The organism is Idiomarina rhizosphaerae (genome assembly GCF_024159085.1).
GTDB lineage: Bacteria > Pseudomonadota > Gammaproteobacteria > Enterobacterales > Alteromonadaceae > Idiomarina > Idiomarina rhizosphaerae.
Map to the genome: position 1 here is coordinate 158,376 of NZ_JAMZDE010000007.1, position 16,445 is coordinate 174,820.

The following is a 16,445-nucleotide window of genomic DNA, read 5'->3' on the forward strand; positions in this document are numbered from 1 at the left end:
TTAATTACCTTTGTTGAGCTCCTGCTCTGACTGCTCATCTTTTTCTGTCTGCTCTGCTTTTTGCTGCAACATCAATTGTTGCTGATGGTCAATCAAGTATGACTGAACCTGACGGCGTCTTTGCTGGTCACTGATTTGCGACATTGGTTCAACACGATTCAAGCTCACCGGCTCACGACCGCCGCCGATAGGACTGGTTAGCAAAGTAGGCTCTGCGCTGCTACCATCGGGGGTTACTGGTTGCTGATAAGTTTGCACTGTCATCACCGCAACCACAGCAACACTTGCTGCAACGGCAACTTTAGCGAAAGGCTGGAACCAACGGGAAGCAGCTTTATTCTGGCTCTTGGAGCCACCAAAACCGGGCTTAACAACATTATTGGATTCCTGGCTTACGCTGACGCGAACCCGCTCACTGATATCAAGACTGATATCGGAGTTTAAGTCGCCTTTTAATGCCGCACGAATAACACTGTAACGGTGCCACTCCTGCTGAGCCTGTTCATCTTTCAACAGTGCTTCAATTTCATCGGCATTGATGATTTGTTCATCAAACAGCGCGGATGTTGATTCTGATTTATTCCGAGACATAGATGCCCCTCTGTTAGTTTACCGTTCCAGCAACGGTCGGAGTTGATTATCTATTGCTTCCCGAGCGCGAAAGATGCGAGAGCGGACAGTACCTATAGGACAATCCATTTCTAGCGCAATTTCCTCGTAACCGAGACCTTCAATTTCCCTTAATGTAATTGCCCGGCGTAAATCATCCGGCAACTCATCGATTGTTTTTAATACCACATCTCGAATTTCATCAGAGAGCATTTGTCTTTCCGGAGAGGCGCTGTCTCTTAGCGCACCGGCTCCTTCATAAAACTCTGCGTCTTCTGCATCAATGTCAGATGCGGGCGGTTTTCTACCTTGCGAAACTAAATAGTTTTTCGCCGTATTAACCGCAATTCGGTATAGCCAGGTATAAAAGGCACTGTCGCCACGGAAGTTCGGTAACGCCCGATACGCTTTTATAAACGCTTCCTGTGCAACATCAGCTACGTCGCCCTGTTGTTTGACATAACGCGATATCAAACTCATGACTTTATGCTGATACTTTTTTACCAGCAGATCAAAAGCCCGGTTATCACCTTGTTGTACTCTTTCGACCAGCTGTTGGTCACTCACCTGTTCGCTCATCCGAGCCTGTTCTCCCTTAACCCAGGAACTGCTGGAACTGGCGGCCCGTCCTGTTTCTTACTGACTGTGACAGAGCCGCATGTAAAAAGTTCGCAAAAATATCGCCAAATGCGTAAAATCGTTCAAAATTCACATTGAGTACTTTATGGAACCTGTTGCAAATTATCAATGCGATGTACTGATTATTGGTTCGGGAGCCGCGGGATTAACTACCGCTTTACAATTAGCCGATAACTTAAACGTTACGGTACTAAGTAAAGGCCCGCTGACTGAAGGCTCAACCTTTTATGCGCAAGGCGGTATAGCCGCAGTATTCGACGAAAACGACAGTATTGAGAGTCACATCGAGGATACCTTAATTGCCGGCGCCGGCCTTTGCGATCCCGAAGCCGTTAAGTTTACCACAGAAAACGCGCGCGCAAGTCTGCAATGGCTGATTGACGCCGGAGTAGGCTTTGATCAAGTTGAGTCTAAAGACAGCAACCCGGCCTACCATCTGAACCGTGAAGGTGGTCACAGCCATCGCCGCATTCTGCACGCAGCAGATGCCACCGGCAAAGCGGTACAAACAACATTGCAGAAAAAAGCAATGGAGCATCCAAATATTCAGGTGCTGGAACGATACAACGCCGTCGACTTGATCACGGGTTCACGTATCGGTAAACCTGACGGTTGCTATGGAGCTTATGTCTGGAGTCGCCAGAAAGAACAAGTTGAAACCGTTGCGGCAGGTTGCGTGGTGCTGGCTACTGGCGGTGCAAGTAAGGTATATCAGTATACCAGTAATCCGGATATTGCCAGCGGCGACGGTATTGCCATGGCCTGGCGTGCAGGCTGTAGCGTTGCCAATATGGAATTTAATCAGTTCCATCCGACTTGTTTATTTCACCCCAATGCACAGAGCTTTTTATTAAGCGAAGCCTTACGCGGCGAAGGTGCCTTGCTGAAGCGCCCGGACGGTACTCGCTTTATGCCGGACTTTCATGAGTCTGCTGAGCTGGCCCCGCGCGACGTAGTTGCCCGCGCTATCGACTTTGAAATGAAGCGTCTGGGTGCCGACTGCATGTATCTGGATATTTCTCATAAACCGAAAGACTTTATCCAGCATCACTTCCCTACCATTATGGAAAAGTGCTTGTCGCTGGGCATTGATATCAGCAAAGAGCCGATGCCGGTTGTTCCTGCGGCCCACTACACCTGTGGCGGTGTTAAAACCGATATGAACGCAGCGACCGATTTACCCAACTTATATGCCGTTGGTGAAGTTGCCTGCACAGGCCTGCACGGTGCGAACCGCATGGCCAGCAATTCGCTGCTGGAATGTCTGGTATTTGCCCGCGCGGCAGCTAAAGATATTTTATCTAAGCGTCCCCATCAACAAGCCTTGAACCATATTCCCGGCTGGGATGAAAGTCAGGTAGGCAACTCCGATGAGGAAGTTATTATTCAACATAACTGGCATGAGCTACGACTGTTTATGTGGGACTACGTGGGCATTGTGCGTACCACTAAGCGTCTGGAACGAGCCCTTCACCGAATTCAGTTGTTACAGCGCGAAATTCACGAGTATTACTCAAACTTCCGTGTGAGTAACAATTTACTGGAATTACGTAATTTGGTGCAGGTATCAGAGCTTATTGTACGAAGCGCTATTAGTCGTAAAGAAAGTCGCGGCTTACACTATACTCTGGACTACCCTGACACATTACCGGATCCTCAGCCTACGGTCCTGACACCTAAAAGTTAGGGCTCTGACAGCTGTTGTAACTGGCGCCGCAGTTTTATCTGCTGCGCCTTTGACAACTGAAACCACCAAACCCGCAGCCAGCGCCGCTTTTCCTGACCTTTTTCTGTTTTATAGGCAAGCGGCAGTAAAACCAACATACCGCCTACGACCAGTGCCTTGCTGAATAATTGACAACGTTCGCTTTGCCACCACCAGTAGCGTCCGCAAGCCGACACAGACAACACGCGCATGGGTCGCTGTAAGCGGAAATAACTGTCAGGGCTCACCGCGCGGATCTAGACCTTAACGCGCGACAACATAAACTGAACCATTTCAGCAAGCTCTTTGTCTTCGCACTTCTGGTGTCCCATAAACCAGGCAAAAAGATCCGGGTCATCGCAGGTAATCAAACGGCGAAATACCGCTTTTTGCTCTTCGCTTAGTTCGTCGTAGGCCTGATCGACAAAAGGTTCAAACAATACATCCAGCTCCAACATGCCCCGACGGCATGCCCAACGTAAACGACGCTTGTCTTTTAGTGCTTCTTCCGACTGTTTTAACGGCAACATAAAATCTCCGCAGCAATTGCCCTTGTAATTCGATAATGTGCCCTAATATTACCACGTAAGCCATTTAATAAGGAGTCATTGTGGTTGAGTTAACGCAGCATTTTACTGACGCAAATCAGGATCACCTTTCCGTTCAACTGACGGACTATGGTATCCTTTCGGTTTCTGGCGAAGATGCTGACAGTTTTTTACAGGGTCAGCTGACATGTGATTTACGCAAACTCGACCAGAATAATTACTTATATGGCGCACATTGCGATCAAACCGGAAAAGCATTTAGCATCTTCTGGCTTTATCGCGAAGACGACACCGTTTTTTTAATTATGCATCGCAGTGCAATTGAAGGCTCTTTGGCACAATTAAAGAAATTCGGTGTCTTTAGTAAAGTCAGTATTGAAGATGTAAGCGACGACTGGAACATAGCCGGTGTTTTCGGCAGCAAAGCAGCCAGCGTTGCAGCAGAATTTGATGGCCGGGTAATACAGGTTGGGACCAGTCCCGACCAATATCTGTTGCTCAGCCAACAACCAATTTCTACGGATTATCCGCAACCCTACTGGGATGCGTTGGAAATTGAACGGGTTCGTCCACAGCTTTCGTCTGAGAACATCCAGGCGTTTGTCCCGCAAATGATGAATTTGCAGGCGTGGGATGGAATCAGTTTTGACAAAGGATGTTATATCGGCCAGGAGACTATTGCCCGGATGAAGTATTTGGGCAAACAGAAACGGGCGCTCTTTCGCTTATCCGGTAAAGTAACGGCTCAAGTTACTGCTGGTACGCAATTAGAGAAAGCCATTGGCGATAACTGGCGTCGTGCAGGTACGGTCATTATGGCAGTGAACCGCACCGACACCCAAGTGGACTTATTAGCTGTTTTACCCAGTGACATAGACACTGACACAGCTATACGAGTTCGGGATGACGACGCAAGTCTTCTGGAAATACACTCACTGCCTTATCAATTAGGTTAAATTTATGAGCGAAACCATTGCACCAAACAAAGTCGTGGCTATCAACTATGCCGTTAAAACGGAAGATGGCCAGACCCTGGACCAGTCTAAAGATGGCAGCCCACTGAACTTCATCCACGGCCGTGGCATGCTGATTCCTGGTCTGGAAAATGCACTGGAAGGCAAAAAAGTTGGCGATAGCTTCACTGCAGAAGTTAAACCAGAAGAAGCTTATGGCGAACGTCATGACGGCTTAATCCAGACTGTACCACGTAACCTGTTCGGCGAAAACGAAGTACAGCCTGGCATGCAGTTCCGTGCCAGCACGGATCAAGGTGAGCAGTCTGTTGTTATCGTTGAAGTAAAAGACGACGAAGTCACTGTTGACGGTAACCACCCATTAGCCGGTGTTAACCTGAACTTTGACGTAGAAGTTATTGAAGTTCGTGAAGCGACTGAGCAAGAACTTGAGCACGGTCACGTTCACACTGACGGCGAAGATCACTAAGTCCTGCTTTTTGATTTTGATAAAAGAAACCCGGCTAATTAGCCGGGTTTTTTGTTTCAGAAAGGTAATTAATCCGCTTTTGGGCGCATATGTGGGAACAATAATACGTCGCGAATAGACGCAGAATCCGTTAGCAACATAACCAGACGGTCAATACCAATGCCTTGACCGGCTGTTGGCGGCATACCATGCTCCAGTGCGGTAACATAATCTTCGTCGTAGAACATAGCTTCGTCATCGCCCGCTTCTTTCTGCTCGACTTGCTCGCGGAAACGTTCAGCCTGATCTTCAGCATCATTCAACTCCGAGAAACCATTGGCTAACTCTCGACCACCGGCAAAGAATTCAAAACGGTCAGTCACAAACGGATTGTCGTCGTGACGGCGAGCCAACGGTGAAACTTCCGCCGGATACGCAGTAATAAAGGTTGGCTGAATTAAACGGTGCTCAGCAACGGTCTCAAAAATTTCAATCTGAACCTTGCCTAAGCCCCACGAAGGCTTAACACTCACACCAACCTGTTCGGCAATTTCAGTTGCTGTATTCATGTCATTAAGCTGCTCAACGCTCACTTCCGGCATGTATTTCACAATAGCTTCCAGCACTGTCATGCGTTCGAACGGCTTGCCAAAGTCATAATCCACACCCTGACTGGTAAACTGAGCAGAACCTAAGACCGACTCAGCCGCACCGCGTAACATTTGCTCGGTTAAATCCATTAAGTCGTGATAATCCGCGTACGCCCAGTAGAACTCCAGCATAGTGAACTCAGGGTTGTGACGCGTTGACAGGCCTTCGTTACGGAAATTACGGTTAATTTCAAAGACCTTCTCGAAACCACCAACGACTAATCGCTTCAGATAAAGTTCTGGTGCAATACGTAAAAACAGCTCCATATCCAGAGCGTTATGGTGCGTGCTGAAAGGACGAGCTGCTGCACCGCCCGGAATGGCCTGCATCATAGGAGTTTCAACTTCCAGAAACTGACGATCACTTAAAAAACGACGAATATAGTCAATGATTTTAGAACGAGCCACGAAAGTGCTGCGAGACTCTTCGTTAGTGATCAGATCTAAATAACGCTGACGATAGCGCATTTCCTGATCTGACAAACCATGGAATTTATCCGGCAAAGGACGTAATGCTTTAGTCAGCAAACGTACTTCGTCAACTTGCACGCTTAACTCACCGGTTCCGGTAATAAATAAGGTACCAGAGGCGCCGAGAATATCGCCTAAATCCCACTTTTTAAATTCAGTGTTGTAATAACCTTCAGGCAGGTTGTCACGGGCAACATACAGCTGAATTTTACCGCTCATATCCTGAATGGTGGCAAAGCTCGCTTTGCCCATAATACGGCGGGTCATCATACGACCGGCAACTTTCACGCGAATGCCCTTTTCAGCCAGCTCCTCTTTGCTCACATCATCGTATTCAGCATGCAAATCGGCTGCCAAAGAATCCCGACGGAAATCGTTCGGGAATGCGATGCCCTTATCGCGAAGCGCCGACAGTTTCGCCTTTCGCTGCGCGATCTGTTCGTTTACGTCTACTTCAGGTGCCTGCGATTTATCAGTCATTATCGATTTTCCTCTGTCGGGATACTTAAATTAAACTTACAGCCCGCTTTTTAAGCTGGCTTCAATAAATGGGTCAAGTGCGCCATCAAGCACAGCCTGAGTATTACGGTTCTCGATACCAGTACGTAAATCTTTGATACGCGCATCGTCCAGAACATAAGAGCGAATTTGACTGCCCCAGCCGATATCAGCTTTTGAGTCTTCTAATGCCTGTTTCTCTTCGTTCTGTTTCTGTAATTCAAATTCGTACAATTTCGCTTTCAGCTGTTTCATTGCTGAGTCGCGGTTCTTGTGCTGCGAACGGTCACTCTGACACTGCACGACGATGCCGGTTGGTTCGTGCGTTAAGCGCACCGCTGAATCGGTCCGGTTAACATGCTGACCACCCGCGCCCGAAGCCCGGTAGGTATCCACCCGCAGGTCGGACGGATCAATCTCAATATCAATGTCGTCGTCTACTTCGGGGTAAACAAATACCGAAGCAAACGAGGTGTGCCGGCGGTTACCTGAGTCAAACGGCGATTTACGTACTAAGCGATGCACCCCGGTCTCTGTACGTAGCCAGCCGTAAGAATATTCTCCAACCACACGCACTGTCGCCGATTTTATGCCAGCAACATCGCCCTCTGACAGCTCAGTAATTTCCGCTTTAAAGTCATGGGCTTCAGCCCAACGCAAATACATGCGTAGCAGCATATTAGCCCAGTCTTGAGCTTCAGTTCCGCCGGAGCCTGACTGAATATCCAGGTAGCAGTCTGCCGAGTCATTGTCTTTTGAAAACATACGACGAAACTCTAAAGCTTCCAGCTGTTTCACTAAACCGGACAGCTCTTCCTGAGCTTCGTTAAAGGTGTCTTCGTCTTCTGCTTCCACTGCAAGATCAACCAAACCCTCGACATCATCCAGCCCCTGCTGAAGTTTATCCAGGGTTTGTACCACTTGCTCTAATGCCGCACGCTCTTTACCTAAGGCTTGCGCCTTGGGTGGATCATCCCACACATTGGGTTGCTCCATCTCACGGGTAACTTCTTCCAGACGCTCTAACTTAGCATCGTAGTCAAAGATACCCCCTAAGCGAATTACTACGCTCACGCATTTCTTTGATGTTGTTGTAGGTTGCGTTAGTTTCAAACATGCGACTACCTAATTCTGTTAATTCTAAAAGGGGCGTAGTTTAACGTATTGCGCGGATTTGCTCCACCAACAACTGAACGTTTGTGCGTCCGCGGAAGTGATTAAGTTGCGGCTTGTATAAAAGTTCAACAACCGAGGACTGCTGCGCCGGCCATTGTTGTGTATCAACGTTAAAGGCAATCGCATCTAATAATTCGCCTTGCGGATGACGCACCACCAATTTTAGATGTCGCTCTCCGACAATACGCTGATCCACCAGCTCAAACTGGCCGTCAAACATAGGTTCTGGAAACTGTTGCCCCCAGGGGCCTGCACTTTGCAGCATATTCACACTGTCCTGAGAAAGTTGCAGTGTTGTGAGTTCGCCATCAGACCAGAATACACGTTGCTTCTGTTCTTCTGACAGCCACTCCGACGCAACTTGCTCAGCCAGTTCGGAAAAGCGCGTCAGATTCACTTTCTTCATGGTTAGGCCGGCGGCCATAGCATGTCCACCGAAACGTTCCATAATGCCCGGCTGCAGACTATGAACACGTTCCAGCAAGTCCCGCATATGCAGACCGCTAACCGAACGTGCGGAGCCTTTTAGGAATTCATCGTCATCGTTGGCTAACGCAATAACCGGCCGGTTCACCTGCTCTTTTACTCTACCCGCGACAATACCGATAACACCGGCATGCCAGTCCGGTTGGTACAAGGTCACTAAATCAGGCACCTGCCCCTGATCAAAGCGTAATTTCGCGACAGCGCTTTCGGCATGCTCGCGCATTTCCGTTTCAATAGATTTACGTTGCTGGTTTAAGTCGTTAAGCTGCTGCGCTAACTGCTGCGCGCGGGACTCACCCGCTAATAAGCACTCTATTCCCAGTCCAATATCGTCTAAGCGCCCTGCTGCATTAATTCGCGGACCAAGAGCAAACCCTAAGTCACTGGCGGCCAGCTGACTGGCATCACGGTTCGCAACTTCCAGCAACGCTTTAATTCCGGGGCGGCTCATACCTTTACGAATACGGGCTATCCCCTGTTGCACCAATACGCGGTTGTTATAATCCAGCGGTACAACATCAGCGACAGTGCCAAGAGCAACGAGATCCAGCCAGTCAGCCAGATTAGGTAATGGCTCAACACCTTCATCACGTAGCGCTGAACGCAACGCAAGCAGGACATAAAACGCCACACCCACACCCGCTAAATTTTTGCTGGGAAACTCACAGCCGTGTTGATTCGGGTTCACTATCGCATTAGCCGGAGGCAGCTCTTCAGGCGGCAGATGGTGGTCGGTAACCAGCACTTGTATGCCCTTCTCTCGAGCAAGTGCAATAGCATCATGCGCTGCAATGCCGTTATCGACAGTCACAATTAACTGCACATTCTCGACAGCCAGTTGTTCTACCATGGCAACAGACAGGCCATAGCCGTCAGTCATTCGATTTGGTACACGATAACCCACTTGCTGTAGACCAAAGGCCTGCAAGGCCGACACCATTAATGCTGAGCTGGTCGCGCCATCGGCATCAAAGTCACCGCAAATACAAACCTTTTCTTGATTTTTTAACGCTTTTTGCAGCAGTTCAACGGCTTTACCGATGTCTCTTAACGAAGAAAAATGCAGTAACCCGGAGGCTTTCAAAGATAATTCGTCAGCACGACGGACACCCCGACGGGCATAAATTTGCCGCAACAAAGGTGGCATTTGTTGCGGCAAAAAGTCATCGTCAACGACTTGATAACGACGTATTTCATAATCACTCATGAATTACTGTTACTCACCTTTTTTAATTTCAGCAATTAAGCGTGATGCAGGTAGCGCTCCCGGTACTAAACGACCGTCGGGCAGAACAATAGCGGGAGTGCCGCTTACCCCAAAAGATTTTCCCAGTTGGTAGTGCTCAGCAACCGGATTGGAACAGCTTGAGTCGCCACTGTAATTTTCGTCTTCTTTAAAGGCGGTAATGGCCGCTTTTTTGTCATCCGCACACCAAACCGTTTGTAGCTGCTGCCCGCCTTTGCTACTCATACCACCACGAGGAAAGGCCAGGTATTTTATGGTAATGCCTTGTGCGTGATAGCTGTCCATGTTTTCGTGCAGGCGCTGACAATAACCGCAGGTAGTGTCAGTAAAAACCGTTACCTGATATTTCTCATCCTCAGCCGGGTAAACGATCATATCGTCAGCAAAACCTTTCAGCATTTTCAGGCGAACTTTAGCCATGCCGGCTTCACTTAAATTTTCCGGTTCACTACCGGTTATATCAAACACATTGCCGCTAATAAGCCGTTCACCATCATCTGACACATAAAACATGCCCTGATTAGTCACTGCACGGACATAGCCATCAATTTCACCTGGCTCTGTCGACAATACTTCAATACCAATTTTATTCAGGTGCCGGGTGTCGACTTCATTTTGTTCCGCACTAATAGCCGGCGCACTAAAACTTGCACCGACCAGCCCTACTAATCCAACTACAGACATTAAATTGCGCATAAATACCTCTTAAATTAACTGTCCGAACCCTACCCTGTTACCAGCCAAAATGCAATTAGCCGCGCGGGTGATGCTGAGCATGTAAGGCCTGCAGACGTTCACGTGCAACCTGGGTATAAATTTGTGTGGTAGATAAATCACTGTGACCTAACAGTAGCTGTAAGACACGTAAGTCGGCGCCATGGTTCAGCAAATGCGTGGCAAAAGCATGGCGTAAAGTGTGCGGCGACAAATGTGCGTAAATGCCGGCTTCTTCGGCGTAATGCTTTAATCTGTACCAAAATGCCTGACGTGTTAACAACGAGCCACGTTGCGTAACGAATATCCAGGGACTGCTCTTATCTGTTATTGCCGGGCGTCCGTGCTTTAAATAATTGTCCAGCCACTCCAGCGCTTCTTCCCCTAACGGCACCAAACGTTCTTTGTTGCCTTTGCCAACAACCCGAACTAAGCCTTGCTGGCGGCTCAACTGGTCGTATTGCAGACGAATAAGTTCGGTTACCCGTAATCCGGTGGCATAGAGCACTTCCAGCATAGTCCTGTCACGCAGACCAATCGGAGTTTCTGTATCAGGTTGTTCCAATAAAGAAATCACATCCTCTTCGCTTAACGAATGTGGAATGCTTTGCGGTAATTTAGGGCGTTTCAGGCGTGTGGTCGGATCTACTGCCACCCACTGCTGCTTTACAGCAAACTGGAAGAATTTTTTCGCTGAGCTTAAAAAGCGCGAGGTGCTTCGTGGCGACAAGCCTTGCATACGCCGCCACAACAGGTAGTCCTGCAGAACGACTTCATCGGTGTCCATTAAGGACTTTTTCAATGGTATTAAATATTCGCAGAAACGACGAAGATCACTGCGATAAGCAGCCTGAGTATTATCGCTGGAACCATGATGCAGCCACAAGTGCTCAGTAAAAGCATCAATACGGTCTTCGTCCTCTGGGCGGAGTTGCTTCATGGGTTTTGGAAATTAGCGAAATGGTACTGGCATTATGCCGTATAGTGGAAACGGCGGAAACTCTTTGCAGCGAATAATAACGTAAGTTTAGTGGGTAATTCCGAGCTTCTGCAGAACGTCGTACAAACCCGCTGGCCCTTTGTGCTTGTACTCGTCTTTTTCTTCCGTTTGTGGCTGCTTCTTCTTTTCCAGCCGCTGACGAACCCGCCAGTCCAGGTTGTGAAGAAGCTCCAGTGGCAAACGATCTGGCGTTGCGTCGGGAATAAGTGGTTGAGGGTGAGTTGCGTCCTGTAATTTAAAATCAGACAATTGACTGGCAGTTGCATAGACACCACTAGCCAACACCATACCCGGCTTTGCATCTAAAGGTCGTGCCCTACCGGCTCCAATGGTTCTTTGCCAGTTAACTTGCGCAGGACGCTCAGAAACAACCGGTTCTGCACCCAATGCCGAAACCCAATAAGCAAACTCGCCAGCAAAGCCATGGTTAACCGCTTCGCTCGCGTGTTGCTCAAAGAAATAGGCAGCATTGTCCTGAACTGCAGCAACTTGACTCATTAAGACTCTGGATAATCGGTGACAGATACCTCTGTATCGGCCAAAGTCCTAAAAGTTTAAGTTTTCTCTTTACAGCTAAGCTAAGACTGTTATTATACGCGCCTCTTGAGTGGAGGGGTTCCCGAGTGGCCAAAGGGATCAGACTGTAAATCTGACGGCTCAGCCTTCGCAGGTTCGAATCCTGCCCCCTCCACCATTTCTTTACTGCACTGTCAGTTGGCTATCAGCCTGAATTACTCTTCCGAAAGCGTTATAACCACCTTACCCTGAGTTTTATTATCTGCAACATAATCCAGTGCTTGCTGAATATCGTCAGCTGCAAAAACCTCATCGATAATGGGTTTTATGGTGCTGCTTTTAAATTTATCACCAAAATCATGCCACAAACCTTGTAAAATTTGCCCTTTGCGTTCCGGTGATAATGCTCTAAGGGTTGAACCAATCAGCTTTTGACGCTTCATCAGCATGCGCCCGAAATCAACTTCACCAGTCAAGCCAGCCATTAAGCCAATTAAAATAATACGGCCATCCTGAGCCAGATACTGCTGGTCTTTTGCTATGGACTCACCGGCAACAGGGTTCAGAATAACGTCTACTTCACCCAGAGCTTTAACTTCTTCAACAATGTCCTGTTTATGGCGGTTAATTGCATGCTTTGCACCCAGTTTCAGACAAAACTCTGCTTTCTCTCCACTACCCACTATGGCGATAAGTTCGTTACCGCTTTCCCGGCAAAGCTGTGTTAATGAAGAGCCTACCCCACTGGCACCTGCATGAGCTAAGACTTTCTCTCCGGGTTTTAAGTCAGCTAATTGATAGACATTAAGATAAGCCGTAGCAAAAGTTTCCAGCCAGCCCGCAGCTTCTGCATGACTCCAGCTTTCCGGCACCTCCAGTATTTGTTCAGCGGAAACATTCACCTGCTCAGCAAAGCCGCCGCCAGCCAATAACGCGCTGACACGTTGCCCGGGTTGCCAACCATTGACCTCGCTACCCACTTTTTCTATAACACCACAGACTTCTAAGCCGGGAACAGCTGACGCGCCTTTAGGTGGTGGGTATTTCCCTGCTATTTGCATTAAGTCGGCACGATTAAGTCCGGCGCTTAGTACCCGCAGCTGAACTTCATTAGCCTGTGGTTCGTCCAGTTCAGGGTGGTTCTTCCAGTGTACTTTTTGTTCGGAAATCGCAATTGCTTTCATATCAGCCTCTGTTGCCGCTTAACATTATTGAAATTAGCCAGTATGCTGTCGGTATGAATAAGATCAGGATACTGTTTGACGCAAATGGACAAAACCTTAGAGCTCAATAATAAACGCGTATTATTAATAGATGACCAGAAGCCCTTTCAGGTCATGCTCAAAGGCTTGCTGTTAAACTTGGGGGCGCAGGACGTACAAGTCAAGACCACTGGCGAAGCCGGCATTGCCGCTTACATCAAAAATCCGCACGATATTCTGCTGGTAGACTATAACCTGGGGCGTGGGCGCAATGGCCGTCAAGTTTTAGAGGAACTGCAGGTTCGGGGGTTAATGAAAGAGCACACTCTGTTCTTTATTATTACCGGCGACAACACTCGCCCTATGGTGCTCAGCGCACTTGAATTACAACCCGATGATTATTTGATGAAACCGTTTTCACATCGTGTGTTGCGCTCCCGTCTGGTGCGCGCTTATAAACGCCGCATGTGGTTAAAAGACGTATTCAAGGCGCTGACAAATCATGATTATGAGGCCTGTATTGAGGCCTGCCAGAAACATATTCAGTCTAACAGCCGCTACAGTAATTACTGCCGCAAACTGCAAATTGAGTTGTACAACAAAACCGGGCAACTGAATAAAGCGGAGACGGCAATTAAAGAGTTGCTGGAAGAAAACTCTCACAGTTGGGTCTTTCTAAAACTGGCTGAAACGCGGTTATTACAAAACTCTCCCGAAGAAGCCCTGAATATTCTTAACCATTTAATTAAACGCATGCCTAATGCTGTTGAAGCGTATGACCTGAAAACGGAGTGTTACCTTCAACAGCAACAGCTGGAAGACGCTTTGGAAAGCGCCCGTGATGCCATTACCATGGCGCCATTTTCAATTGAAAGACAAACCAAACTGGCTCATATTGCCCGCGATAACGGCGACTTTGATATCGCCAAGCAGGCCATGAACAACGTGTTGCAGATAGCCCGTAAGTCAGTTTTCCGTAACGCACATCACTTATGCAACTATTTACGCAGTATTCTAGACGCGGCCGAAAATAGCGATACGCCTCAGCAAATCAGTAAGTATCAGACAGAAGCAACAATGGAGCTGCAACGAGCCCGCTATGACGAGCATCTGTTGCATGCCGATATTTCGTTTGAGGATTTGGAATCCATTTTATTGTCGCGTATTGATTCATTTAATGGTCGTCTACGCGAGGCACAACAGCGCTTAAATGAAGTTGTCGGCGAAAAACTGGCGCACAACCAGCCTATCAATAAAGACTTATTACCTGACGTTATCGCCATTTTGCTGGATGTCGGAGAGTATGAAAAAGCAAATGCCCTGGCAGCGAATCAGGACGAAAACCCGACTCTTGACAGTTACACTTCTAAAATTTTACAGGCGCGCTTAGCTGCTGCTCAAAAACAGCAGGACAACTTCTTTGAGGTTCACAAAGCAGGCTTAGATGCATACCAGCAAGGCGACTACATTCGTGCACTGGAACTGTTTCGTAAAGCCATGGAAGCCGCGCCAATGAACAGTGGTGCCGCACTTAACTTTATTCAGGCGGCCGTCCGTTATGTTGAAGAAACTCCAGGTGGAGAGCGAGTTCGGCTTAAGAAAGAATGCGATAATTGCTTTAAAGTCTTAGAGGGGCTGCAATTATCCAGTAGCCACAGTAACCGCTATGAGCGGTTACTGGAGCAAACTGAAGGATTAGAACTGCGTTAGCTCAGCTTTTGGTTAGCGGCTAACTGACCTGATTGATAATCCTTAATAGCCTGCTCAATCTGATCCGACGAATTCATGACAAAAGGACCGTACTGGGCAATGGGTTCTTCAATAGGTTTCGCGGCCAGCAGAATAAAGCGCGCATTTTCAGTGCCGGAAATATCTAATGTTTCAGCAGGATCAAGCAACATTAACTCGCCCTCTTTCGCTGCTTCTCCATTCACTGTCAGCTCCCCCTGATAAACATAAGCCAGACGTCGTTTTTGCCCTTGTGACGGCAAACTGAAGCGGTCACTTCCTAAGTGAACATCCAGCATTAGAAAGTCTCTTCCCGGCGCATTTACAGGGCCATTCTGCTGCTGGTATTGCCCCGAAATAATTCTGACCAGAGCATCACCATTTTTCACTTCAGGAATGGTAGCTGACGGGTAGTCGTGCCACTCAGGTTCACTCATTTTTTCATCGCCCGGCAAATTGACCCAGAGCTGAAAGCCCCACATAAGGCCTTCAACTTGCTTCGGCATTTCAGCGTGAATAATACCTTTCGCTGCTTTCATCCACTGCACACCGCCTGCATCAACTTCACCGCTATTACCGACAGAGTCTTTATGTTCCATAGTGCCCGCTAACATATAGGTCAGCGTACAAAAACCGCGGTGTGGATGGGGCGGAAAACCAGCAATATAATCATCCGGGTTATCGGAACGAAACTCATCCAGCATTAAAAACGGATCCTGATGTTTTAACCCTGGCTGATTAATAATACGAGTGAGTTTAACTCCCGCGCCGTCCTGCGCAGGCATTCCCCGATGTTTGGCTAAAATAACACTCATGACTGGCTGCTCCCCTCGCTACCCCGGTTATGTGTCTGGTGAAAATCGATTTCCGGCCCCTTAGGTACCACTTGGGTCGGATTAATGGTTTTATGGCTGGCATAATAATGCGTTTTAATGTGGTCCATCACTACGGTCTCCTCTACGCCCGGGTGCTGGTATAGCTCCAATAGGTAATTCCACATGTTAGGGTAATCGACAATGCGCTTCTTGTTGGTTTTAAAGTGCCCGAAATAAACCGCATCAAAACGAACCAAAGTAGTAAATAATCGCCAGTCCGCCTCGGTGAGCTTATCCCCGGTTAAATAACGGTTTTGACTAAGAATACTCTCTACCTTGTCTAAAGCAGCAAACAACGACTCGTAGGCTTCTTCATACGCCTGCTGCGTGGTCGCGAAGCCACTACGATAAACGCCGTTGTTAATGTCGTTGTAAACCCACTCATTAACTTCTTCGATTTGCTTTTGCTTATCTGCAGGAAAGAAGTCCAGCGTATTCCCGGTCAGTTCATTAAACGCAGAATTGAAAATGCGGATAATCTCGGCCGACTCATTGTTCACTATAGTCTGATTTTTCTTATCCCATAGCACTGGGACGGTTACTCGTCCGGTGTATTCAGGGTCGGCTTTTAAATACAGCTGATAAAGAAAGTCTGCGTCATACAGTGGCTCGTTAAGTGGCGCGTCAGCAAACTCCCAGCCATTCTCCAGCATCAGCGGGTGCACAACGGAAACGTCGATATGACTTTCCAGACCTTTTAATTTGCGGAAGATAAGCGCCCGGTGAGCCCACGGACATGCGTAAGAAACGTAAAGGTGATAGCGCCCGGACTCAGCCTCAAACTCAGTACCCTGCGCTACGGTATTGCGAAACTGTGATTCACTGCGAACAAAGCGGCCACCATGCTTTTTGGTGTCATACCACTTGTCGTGCCATTGGCCATCAACTAATAAACCCATAATAAACTCCTTAAGTTGGTATAGCCTTATAATAGAGTCAATTTTTTGGAATTATTAGCGC

At 48.0% G+C, this 16,445-nt stretch carries 17 protein-coding genes and 1 tRNA gene; 5 read left to right on the forward strand and 13 right to left on the reverse strand.

Annotated features, from left to right (window positions below):
• Both NJR55_RS08415 and rpoE read right to left on the reverse strand, forming a co-directional pair.
• Positions 1-591, reverse strand: coding sequence for a sigma-E factor negative regulatory protein (locus NJR55_RS08415; RefSeq protein WP_253619555.1), 591 nt, complete (start codon positions 589-591; stop codon positions 1-3).
• A gap of 18 nt (positions 592-609) precedes the next feature.
• Complete coding sequence (gene rpoE, locus NJR55_RS08420) at positions 610-1,188, reverse strand: RNA polymerase sigma factor RpoE (protein ID WP_011234067.1); 579 nt, start codon at positions 1,186-1,188, stop codon at positions 610-612.
• Positions 1,189-1,333: 145 nt separating this feature from the next.
• Here rpoE and nadB point away from each other — a divergent pair, with 145 nt between their 5' ends.
• Positions 1,334-2,935 carry an L-aspartate oxidase gene (gene nadB / locus NJR55_RS08425; protein WP_253619556.1) on the forward strand — a complete coding sequence of 534 codons (1,602 nt, stop codon included), beginning with the start codon at positions 1,334-1,336 and terminating at the stop codon, positions 2,933-2,935.
• Here nadB and NJR55_RS08430 read toward each other — a convergent pair.
• Both NJR55_RS08430 and NJR55_RS08435 read right to left on the reverse strand, forming a co-directional pair.
• Positions 2,932-3,201, reverse strand: coding sequence for a hypothetical protein (locus NJR55_RS08430; RefSeq protein ID WP_253619557.1), 270 nt, complete (start codon positions 3,199-3,201; stop codon positions 2,932-2,934). The two genes, nadB and NJR55_RS08430, sit on opposite strands and share 4 nt — an antisense overlap.
• A gap of 9 nt (positions 3,202-3,210) precedes the next feature.
• The gene (locus tag NJR55_RS08435; RefSeq protein WP_253619558.1) at positions 3,211-3,483 is read right to left on the reverse strand and encodes an FAD assembly factor SdhE; all 273 of its coding nucleotides are present in this window, start codon (positions 3,481-3,483) and stop codon (positions 3,211-3,213) included.
• A gap of 80 nt (positions 3,484-3,563) precedes the next feature.
• Here NJR55_RS08435 and ygfZ point away from each other — a divergent pair, with 80 nt between their 5' ends.
• Both ygfZ and slyD read left to right on the forward strand, forming a co-directional pair.
• Complete coding sequence (gene ygfZ, locus NJR55_RS08440; protein ID WP_253619559.1) at positions 3,564-4,457, forward strand: CAF17-like 4Fe-4S cluster assembly/insertion protein YgfZ; 894 nt, start codon at positions 3,564-3,566, stop codon at positions 4,455-4,457.
• A gap of 4 nt (positions 4,458-4,461) precedes the next feature.
• Positions 4,462-4,944, forward strand: coding sequence for a peptidylprolyl isomerase (gene slyD, locus NJR55_RS08445; RefSeq protein WP_034820491.1), 483 nt, complete (start codon positions 4,462-4,464; stop codon positions 4,942-4,944).
• A 68-nt stretch (positions 4,945-5,012) separates the two neighbouring features.
• Here slyD and lysS read toward each other — a convergent pair whose 3' ends face one another.
• The 6 genes from lysS to NJR55_RS08475 all read right to left on the reverse strand — a co-directional run bounded on the left by lysS (position 5,013) and on the right by NJR55_RS08475 (position 11,662).
• The gene (lysS, locus tag NJR55_RS08450; RefSeq protein ID WP_253619560.1) at positions 5,013-6,524 is read right to left on the reverse strand and encodes a lysine--tRNA ligase; all 1,512 of its coding nucleotides are present in this window, start codon (positions 6,522-6,524) and stop codon (positions 5,013-5,015) included.
• 36 nt (positions 6,525-6,560) lie between these two features.
• A protein-coding gene (gene prfB, locus NJR55_RS08455) for a peptide chain release factor 2 (protein WP_253619561.1) occupies positions 6,561-7,659 on the reverse strand; the annotation gives its coding sequence in 2 pieces (ribosomal slippage) (positions 6,561-7,583 and positions 7,585-7,659; 1,098 coding nt in all).
• Between the two features lie 39 nt (positions 7,660-7,698).
• Positions 7,699-9,411 (reverse strand): single-stranded-DNA-specific exonuclease RecJ, encoded by a 1,713-nt coding sequence (recJ, locus tag NJR55_RS08460; protein WP_253619562.1) that lies wholly within the window; start codon positions 9,409-9,411, stop codon positions 7,699-7,701.
• A gap of 9 nt (positions 9,412-9,420) precedes the next feature.
• On the reverse strand, positions 9,421-10,146 hold the full coding sequence (gene dsbC / locus NJR55_RS08465; protein ID WP_253619563.1) for a bifunctional protein-disulfide isomerase/oxidoreductase DsbC: 726 nt from the start codon (positions 10,144-10,146) through the stop codon (positions 9,421-9,423).
• A gap of 55 nt (positions 10,147-10,201) precedes the next feature.
• Entirely contained in the window at positions 10,202-11,104 is a 903-nt protein-coding gene (gene xerD, locus NJR55_RS08470; protein WP_253619564.1) for a site-specific tyrosine recombinase XerD, read from the reverse strand.
• An 87-nt stretch (positions 11,105-11,191) separates the two neighbouring features.
• The gene (locus tag NJR55_RS08475; protein WP_253619565.1) at positions 11,192-11,662 is read right to left on the reverse strand and encodes a VC2046/SO_2500 family protein; all 471 of its coding nucleotides are present in this window, start codon (positions 11,660-11,662) and stop codon (positions 11,192-11,194) included.
• Between the two features lie 111 nt (positions 11,663-11,773).
• Between NJR55_RS08475 and NJR55_RS08480 the strand changes: the two genes are divergently transcribed.
• Positions 11,774-11,858, forward strand: a tRNA-Tyr gene (locus tag NJR55_RS08480).
• A 37-nt stretch (positions 11,859-11,895) separates the two neighbouring features.
• Here the strand turns inward: NJR55_RS08480 and NJR55_RS08485 are convergent.
• Positions 11,896-12,864 (reverse strand): NAD(P)H-quinone oxidoreductase, encoded by a 969-nt coding sequence (locus tag NJR55_RS08485; RefSeq protein WP_253619566.1) that lies wholly within the window; start codon positions 12,862-12,864, stop codon positions 11,896-11,898.
• 84 nt (positions 12,865-12,948) lie between these two features.
• On the opposite strand from NJR55_RS08485, the gene NJR55_RS08490 reads away from it, so the two are divergent.
• Positions 12,949-14,592, forward strand: coding sequence for a tetratricopeptide repeat-containing response regulator (locus NJR55_RS08490; RefSeq protein ID WP_253619567.1), 1,644 nt, complete (start codon positions 12,949-12,951; stop codon positions 14,590-14,592).
• Here the strand turns inward: NJR55_RS08490 and NJR55_RS08495 are convergent.
• Positions 14,589-15,425 (reverse strand): pirin family protein, encoded by an 837-nt coding sequence (locus NJR55_RS08495; protein ID WP_253619568.1) that lies wholly within the window; start codon positions 15,423-15,425, stop codon positions 14,589-14,591. The genes NJR55_RS08490 and NJR55_RS08495 overlap by 4 nt on opposite strands.
• Complete coding sequence (locus NJR55_RS08500) at positions 15,422-16,384, reverse strand: glutathione S-transferase family protein (RefSeq protein ID WP_253619569.1); 963 nt, start codon at positions 16,382-16,384, stop codon at positions 15,422-15,424. The genes NJR55_RS08495 and NJR55_RS08500 overlap by 4 nt, the downstream gene beginning before the upstream one ends.
• Between the last annotated feature and the right edge of the window lie 61 nt (positions 16,385-16,445).